The following is a 7,288-nucleotide window of genomic DNA, read 5'->3' on the forward strand; positions in this document are numbered from 1 at the left end:
GGATTTCCTGATGCAGGAACTCAACCGCGAGGCCAACACGCTCAGTTCCAAGTCGCAGGACACCGAACTCACCCGCACCGGCGTGGAGATGAAGGTGCTGATCGAGCAGATGCGGGAACAGGTGCAGAACGTTGAGTGAGCACAGCCCCGGCCGCCTGATCGTCATCGCCGCGCCCTCCGGCGCCGGCAAGACCAGCCTGACCCGCGCGCTGATCGAGCGGCTGGCGGCGCGCGGCATCCGCGGCGAGTTCTCCGTGTCCTACACTACGCGCGCGCCGCGGCCCGGCGAGCGCGACGGCGTGGATTACCACTTCGTCAGCCCCGAGCGCTTCGCCGACATGGTGGCGCAGGACGCCTTCCTCGAGCACGCCGAGGTGTTCGGACGCCGCTATGGCACCGGCCGCGAGGTGACCGAGCGGCTGCTGGCCGACGGGCGGCTGGTGTTCCTGGACATCGATTGGCAGGGCGCGCGCCAGGTGCGTACGCGCAAGCCGGACACCCTCGGCATCTTCATCCGCCCGCCCTCGCTGGCCGAGCTGGAGCGGCGGCTGCGCGCGCGCGGCCAGGATGACGAGGCCACCATCGCCCGGCGCATGCGGGCGGCGGAGGAGGAGCTGTCGCACGCCGGGGAGTTCGACCACGTGCTGGTCAACGACGATTTCGAGCGTACCCTGGGCCTGCTCGAGGCCCTGGTCGCGCCGCGCGCCTGAACGGCCAGTCCCTGCGCCTTTGGGCAATCTGGTAGAATGCCCGCCCGTTTCGCCTGATTGCCGAGTTTTCCCATGGCCCGCGTAACCGTCGAAGACTGCCTGAAGAAGGTCAACAACCAGTTCGAGCTGACCCTGATCGCCGCCAAGCGTGCGCGCCAGCTGGTGCGCGGCGCCAACTCGCAGCTGCAGTGGGGCAACGACAAGTCCACCGTGCTGGCCCTGCGCGAGATCGCCGACGGCCTGGTGGACCGCAGCGTGCTGGACGAGGAAGACCTGCCGCTGCAGCAGCAGGTGCAGCCGACCTTGCCGGCGCTGGATACCGGCCCCGACCTCTAAGGAGCGTCTGATTTTATTCCGTCACCCCGGCGAAAGCCGGGGTCCAGAGCCTTGAAAGTCGCTGGATTCCGGCTTTCGCCGGGGTGACGCAAGCAATTAATCAAAGTTTCCCTATAAAATCGCTGCCTCTGGCGTCGCCGGGGCCGGCGACGCATCCTATGGGCATGGAACTGCCCGTCATCAACCGCCTCGGTACCGCGTTGCGCTCGCAGCGTGTCTCGCGCCTGTACGGCATCGAGGCGCTGGCCAAGCTGCTCGAGACCTACCTGACCCCCGGCCAGATCGCCGAGGTGCGCCGCGCGCATGAGTTCGGCGCGCGCCGCCACCGCGGCCAATACCGCAAGTCCGGCGAGCCCTATATCTACCATCCGCTGGCGGTCGCGCGGATCCTGGCCGAGATGCGCCAGGACCACGTCACCCTGATCGCCGCCATCCTGCACGACGTCATCGAGGACACGCCCACCGCCAAGGAGGAACTGGCGGCGCAGTTCGGGCCGGAGGTGGCCGTTCTGGTGGACGGCGTCAGCAAGCTGGGCAAGGCCGAGTTCCAGTCGCGCGCCGAGGCGCAGGCCGAGAACTTCCGCAAGCTGCTGATGGCCATGGCGCAGGACATCCGCGTGATCATGGTCAAGCTGGCCGACCGCCTGCACAACATGCGCACGCTCGATGTCATGGCGCCCGACAAGCGTCGCCGCATCGCGCGCGAAACGCTGGAGATCTACGCCCCCATCGCCCACCGGCTCGGCATCTATACCTGGCGCCAGGAGCTGGAGGACCTCGGGCTCAAGGCGCTCTACCCCAAGCGCTACGACGTGCTCAAACAGGCGGTGCGTCAGGCCAGCAACAACCGCAAGAACCTGGTGCACCAGGTGGAGGAGCGGCTCGCGCGCGCGCTGCGCGAGGAGGGCATCGCCGCCGAGGTGGTGGGGCGCAAGAAGAACATCTACAGCATCTACCAGAAAATGCGCCGCAAGACGCGCCGTTTCATCGACGTGCTCGATCTGTACGGTTTCCGCATCATCGTCGACAGCGTGGACAACTGCTACCGCGCGCTGGGCGTGGCGCACCACGTCTTCCGGCCGATCCCGGAGCAGTTCAACGACTTCATCGCCAACCCCAAGGTCAACGGCTACCAGTCGCTGCACACCACGCTGGTCGGGCCCGGTGGCGTCAAGATCGAGCTACAGATCCGCACGCGCGAGATGCACCAGATCGCCGAGAGCGGCATCGCCGCGCACTGGCTGTACAAGACCGGCGATTCCGGCGCCAAGGCGCCGGAGGTGCGCGCGCGCGAGTGGCTGGCCAATCTGCTTGAGCTGCAGCAGGGCGCCGGCAGCCCCAGCGAGTTCATCGAGAACGTCAAGGTGGACCTGTTCCCGGACGAGGTCTACGTGTTCACGCCCAAGGGCGACATCTTCCGGCTGCCCAAGGGCGCTACGGCGGTGGACTTTGCCTATGCGGTGCACACCGAGCTCGGCAACCACTGCATCGCGGCGCGCATCGACGGCCGGCTGGCACCGCTCAGCACTGTGCTGCGCAACGGGCAGACGGTGGAGGTCATCACCGCGCGCGATGCGCAGCCCAACCCGGCCTGGCTCAACTTCGTCAAGAGCGCCAAGGCGCGCGCCAGCCTGCGCCACTACCTCAAGAACCTGCAGCGCGACGAGGCCGAGAGCCTCGGCAAGCGCCTGCTGGAGAAGGCCTTCAAGGAGCTCAAGCTGGGGCGCCGCCAGCTGACGCGCGAGCGCATCGCACAGGCGCTGGCGACCATGAAGGTGGCGAGCCTGGAGGAGCTGCACGTCAGCATCGGGCTGGGCCAGCGGCTGGCGCCGCTGGTGGCGCGTAACTTCCTGCCGGCGGCCTCGACCGCGGCCGCCGCTGCGCCGCAGCCGCTGGCGCTGGAGGGCACCGAGGGGCTGGTGGTGGAATACGCCAAGTGCTGCCATCCGATCCCCGGCGACGAGATCCGCGGCCATGTCAGCGTGGGCCGGGGACTTGTGATCCACCGCGCCGACTGCCGCGACAGCCAGCGCAGGGCCGGCGAGCAGGAACGCATCAACCTGTGCTGGTCGGAGCAGGTCGAGGGCGAGTTCCCGGTCGAGCTGCGCGTGCAGGCGCGCAACCGGCGCGGTACGCTGGCGCGGCTGGCGGCGCAGATCGCCGAGGCCGACTGCAACATCGAGAACGTGGTCATCCCCGACCGCGGCGGCGAGATCGCCAACCTGCGCTTCCTGATCGCAGTGCGCGATCGCCGGCATCTGGCGCAGGTGGTCCGGCGACTGCGCCGCCTGGACAACGTCGAGCGCGTCACGCGTGCCTGACCCAGCCCGGCTGCAGCGCGCCGGGCATCGCTCCACTCTAGCTGACGATCTCAGGAAGCCCTGTTTTGTTCCGTCACCCCGGCTTTCGCCGGAATGACCAAGAGATGGTCAGAGGTTCCCTCAGTCCATGCTGCTTGCGCTGGTTTGGCCGGTACTCGTTTGGGCCGAGTCGCCTTCCACGGCCGAATCCCCCTACATCGGCATACTGGGCACCCATGTCAGCGCGGATGAGGACGCGCGCAGCGCGACCGTCGAGACCGAGGATGGCGACGGCATCCAGTTGCTGTACGGCTGGAACTGGACCGGCAACCTCAACCTGGAGGCCCAGTTCAACTACCAGCGGCTGGAGACCGACGGGCTGGGTACCGATTTCTACCGCACCTCGCTCGGCCTCGACGCGGTGTACTACTTCAATCCTTCCGGCTTGTCGCTCTACGCCCTGGCGGGCCTGGGTGCGGTCGAGAACGACGTGGTGCCCAACTCGGAGGACAGCACGGATGCCTATGCCAACGTGGGCGTGGGCCTGATGTCGGGGCCGCTGAACGATTACGGCCTGCGCGTGCGTGGCGACGTGCGCTATGTCTACGACGCCTACGACAACTTCGGCAACGAGCCCAGCGATGTGCACCTCAACCTGGGCGTGGTCATCCCCCTGCGCCGTCCCAAGACGGTGGAGGTGGTACGCACCGAGGTCAAGGAAGTCATCAAGGAAGTCGTGAAAGAGTCGCCACCCGCGGATTCCGACCGCGACGGTGTGGTGGACGGCGTGGACCGCTGCCCGAACACGCTGCGGGGGGCGGAGGTTGACCAGTATGGCTGTGTGAAGGAGAAGGCGGTCATCCGGCTCGAAGGCGTCCATTTCGAGTTCGATTCCGCCCGGCTGACTGCCGATTCGAGGGACATCCTCGACCGGGCGGTGGAAGCGCTGCGCGGCCAGCCGAGCATGCGGGTGGAGGTCGCCGGCCACACCGACAGTATCGGCAGCGACGCCTACAACCAGCGCCTGTCGGAGGCGCGCGCGGCCAGCGTAGTGCAGTACCTGGTGGACAAGGGCATCGAGCGCGGCCGGCTGGAGCCGGTCGGCTATGGCGAAAGCCAGCCCGTCACCGGCAACGACACGGAAGCGGGCCGTGCCCGCAACCGCCGCGTCGAGTTCCGCATCAAGTCCCAGTAGCGTCCGGTAGCCCCGGCAGATCGCGACGAGGTCGATTATGAAACTCAATCACTGGCTGGCCCTCATTCTGCTGTCGGCCGTCATGCTGTCTGGAACCGGCTGCAGCAGCGATGCCGACGACGATCCTCCGCCCGGTGGCGGCAGCACGCTGGTGGACACCGACAACGACGGCGTGCTCGACAACGTCGACAACTGCCCGACGGTGCCGAATACCAACCAGTTGAATACCGATGGCGACGCGCTGGGCAACGCCTGCGACCCAGACGACGACAACGACGGCGTGCCCGACACAACGGACAACTGCCCGCTGGTGGCCAACCCTAGCCAGACCGATACCGACGGCGACGGCACCGGCGACGCCTGCGAGACGGATTTTGACGGTGACGGCGTGCCGAACACGGGCGACAACTGCCCGACGGTGCCCAATCCGGGCCAGGCGGACTTCGACGGCGACGGCGCCGGCGATGCCTGCGACGACAGCGACGGCGACGGCGTGAACGACGGCACGGACAATTGCCCGCTGCTCGCCAACACCAACCAGATCGACACCGACGGAGACGATCTGGGCGATGCGTGCGACACCGACGACGACAACGACGGCGTGCCCGACACAACGGACAACTGCCGGTTGGTGGCCAATCCCAGCCAGACCGATACCGACGGCGATGGCACAGGCGATGCTTGCGAAACCGACGGTGACGGTGACGGCGTACCCAATCCGGGCGACAACTGCCCGACGGTACCGAACCCCGGCCAGCAGGACCGCGACGGCGACGGCGCCGGCGACGCCTGCGACGACAGCGACGGCGACGGCGTGACGGACGCGGTGGACAACTGTCCGACCGTGCCGAACCCGGACCAGCTGAACACGGACGGCGACGCGCTGGGCAATGCCTGCGACGGCGATGACGATGGCGACGGCGTGCCGGACGGCACCGACAACTGCCCGCTGGTGGCCAATCCGAGCCAGACCGATACCGACGGCGACGGCACCGGCGATGCCTGCGAAGGCGACGGTGACGCCGACGGCGTACCGGACGACACCGACAACTGCCCGACCGTACCGAACCCGGACCAGCTGAACACGGACGGCGACGCGCTGGGCAATGCCTGCGATAACGACGATGACGGCGACGGCGTGCCGGACGGCACCGACAACTGCCCGCTGGTGGCCAATCCGAGCCAGACGGATACCGACGGTGACGGCCTCGGCGACGCCTGCGATCCCAGCACGCCAGTGACCAACTTCGCGTGTACCGAGCGTGCACCGGCCGGTACGACGACCGCCGAGGCGGATGGTGGGGTTCTGTGCACCTTGCTCGGCGACCTGATCTGTGACGTGCAGAACCCGAACAATGCCATCGACGGTGACGACGACAGTTTCGCCACCGTGCAGTACAGTGTGGGTGCCCTCGATCCCTTGCTCGGTGGCAGCGAGTCCCTGCTGGTGAATCTGCCGGCGGACGAGCCGGCAGGTCAGGTGGCCGCCTTCATCATCGACGTGCCCGGCGGCCTGGTGGATGCCTCGCTGCTGCGCAACTTCACGGTCACCACACTCAACAACGGGACCGTGCAGGAGGCGCGCGGCGCGGGCCAGACCCTGGAGCTCGACCTGCTGGGCCTGCTCGGTGGCAGCGGGCGCAGCCTGATCGGCTTCCAGAACACACAGCCCTACGATCAGGTCGTGTTTACGGTCAACTCGACGCTGCTCAGCGTGGATGTGCTCGATGCCGTGCGCGTCTATGAGACCTGCCTGAACGCCGCGCCACAGACGCCCTAGCTCTCGGGCGCTGCCGCATATGCCCCGCCGCCCGGCGGGGCATTTCTTTTGCGGCCCCGATTTTGATTATGCTGAGCTTTCCCCGCGGGTTCCCGGAGCATTCATGTCACGCCAGACCATCCAGACGCCGGAGGCGCCACAGGCCATCGGCACCTATTCGCAGGCCGTGCGCGCCGGCAAGACCGTCTATCTGTCGGGCCAGATCGCGCTCGATCCGCACAGCGGCCAGCTGGTCGAGGGTGGCATCGATGCACAGATCCACCGTGTGTTCCGCAACCTCCAGGCGGTGGCCGAGGCGGCCGGCGGCAGCCTGGCGAACGCGGTGCGGCTGACCATTTACCTCACCGACCTGGCCGACTTTCCGCGCGTCAACGAGATCATGGCGCAGTATTGCCAGGCGCCGTACCCGGCCCGTGCCACGGTCGGCGTGGCGGCGCTGCCGCGCGGCGCGCGCGTCGAGATCGACGCAATCCTGACACTCGACTGACCTGCCGCGCTTGAGCGTTGCCGTCCGTACCCTGACCGCCGCCAGCCCGGTCACGCGGCTGCGCGGCGTCGGCCCGGCGGTGGCGGAGCGGCTCAAGGCGCTGGGCCTGGACACGCTGCAGGACCTGCTGTTCCACCTGCCGCTGCGCTACGAGGACCGCACCCACCTGACGGCGCTGGCGCAGCTCAGGCCCGGCCAGTCGGCACTGGTGGCGGCGCGCGTCGAGCGCGCCGAGGTCCGCTATGCCGGCCGGCGCATGCTGCTGGTGTCCGCCAGCGATGGTACGGGCCGGATCTGGCTGCGCTTCTTCCATTTCAGCGCCGAGCAGCAGCGCCGCCTGCAGCTGCCGGGCCAGTGGCTGCGTGCCTATGGCGAGGTGCGCGTCGGCAAGCAGGGGCTCGAGATCGTGCACCCGGAATACCAGCTCGTGGCCGACGAGGCCGCGGCGCGCACGGTGGTGCCGGCGCTGACGCCGGTGTA

Annotated in this window: 8 protein-coding genes and 2 pseudogenes; all 10 read left to right on the forward strand. The window is 68.1% G+C overall.

What is annotated here, in order from left to right; genetic code table 11:
- Positions 1 to 10 precede the first annotated feature (10 nt).
- Positions 11 to 139 (forward strand): DUF1732 domain-containing protein, encoded by a 129-nt coding sequence (locus tag VNJ47_08760; GenBank protein ID HXG28927.1) that lies wholly within the window; start codon positions 11 to 13, stop codon positions 137 to 139.
- Positions 132 to 710, forward strand: coding sequence for a guanylate kinase (gmk, locus tag VNJ47_08765; protein ID HXG28928.1), 579 nt, complete (start codon positions 132 to 134; stop codon positions 708 to 710). The genes VNJ47_08760 and gmk overlap by 8 nt, the downstream gene beginning before the upstream one ends.
- Positions 711 to 782: 72 nt before the next feature.
- Positions 783 to 1,046 (forward strand): DNA-directed RNA polymerase subunit omega, encoded by a 264-nt coding sequence (rpoZ, locus tag VNJ47_08770; GenBank protein ID HXG28929.1) that lies wholly within the window; start codon positions 783 to 785, stop codon positions 1,044 to 1,046.
- Positions 1,047 to 1,270: 224 nt separating this feature from the next.
- Positions 1,271 to 3,367, forward strand: coding sequence for a bifunctional (p)ppGpp synthetase/guanosine-3',5'-bis(diphosphate) 3'-pyrophosphohydrolase (locus tag VNJ47_08775; GenBank protein HXG28930.1), 2,097 nt, complete (start codon positions 1,271 to 1,273; stop codon positions 3,365 to 3,367).
- 127 nt (positions 3,368 to 3,494) lie between these two features.
- Complete coding sequence (locus VNJ47_08780) at positions 3,495 to 4,541, forward strand: OmpA family protein (GenBank protein ID HXG28931.1); 1,047 nt, start codon at positions 3,495 to 3,497, stop codon at positions 4,539 to 4,541.
- A gap of 82 nt (positions 4,542 to 4,623) precedes the next feature.
- Positions 4,624 to 5,178 (forward strand): annotated as a pseudogene (locus VNJ47_08785) (thrombospondin type 3 repeat-containing protein).
- A pseudogene (locus VNJ47_08790) lies at positions 5,173 to 5,391 on the forward strand (thrombospondin type 3 repeat-containing protein). Before VNJ47_08785 ends, VNJ47_08790 begins: the two co-directional pseudogenes overlap by 6 nt.
- Complete coding sequence (locus tag VNJ47_08795; protein ID HXG28932.1) at positions 5,386 to 6,321, forward strand: thrombospondin type 3 repeat-containing protein; 936 nt, start codon at positions 5,386 to 5,388, stop codon at positions 6,319 to 6,321. Before VNJ47_08790 ends, VNJ47_08795 begins: the two are co-directional and overlap by 6 nt.
- Before the next feature lie 103 nt (positions 6,322 to 6,424).
- Positions 6,425 to 6,808: a RidA family protein gene (locus VNJ47_08800; GenBank protein ID HXG28933.1), complete on the forward strand. Its 384-nt coding sequence runs from the start codon at positions 6,425 to 6,427 to the stop codon at positions 6,806 to 6,808.
- A gap of 10 nt (positions 6,809 to 6,818) precedes the next feature.
- Positions 6,819 to 7,288: OB-fold nucleic acid binding domain-containing protein (locus tag VNJ47_08805; protein ID HXG28934.1), on the forward strand; the 470-nt coding region annotated here is incomplete at its 3' end.

It is taken from the genome of Nevskiales bacterium (assembly GCA_035574475.1).
Classification (GTDB): Bacteria; Pseudomonadota; Gammaproteobacteria; order Nevskiales; family DATLYR01; genus DATLYR01.

Excerpts from the sequence above, each read along its gene's own strand:
- VNJ47_08800 (HXG28933.1), top strand. The coding sequence starts at position 6,425 with ATGTCACGCCAGACCATCCAGACGCCGGAGGCGCCACAGGCCATCGGC.
- VNJ47_08780 (HXG28931.1), top strand. The coding sequence starts at position 3,495 with ATGCTGCTTGCGCTGGTTTGGCCGGTACTCGTTTGGGCCGAGTCGCCT.
- rpoZ (HXG28929.1), top strand. The coding sequence starts at position 783 with ATGGCCCGCGTAACCGTCGAAGACTGCCTGAAGAAGGTCAACAACCAG.
- VNJ47_08760 (HXG28927.1), top strand. The coding sequence starts at position 11 with ATGCAGGAACTCAACCGCGAGGCCAACACGCTCAGTTCCAAGTCGCAG.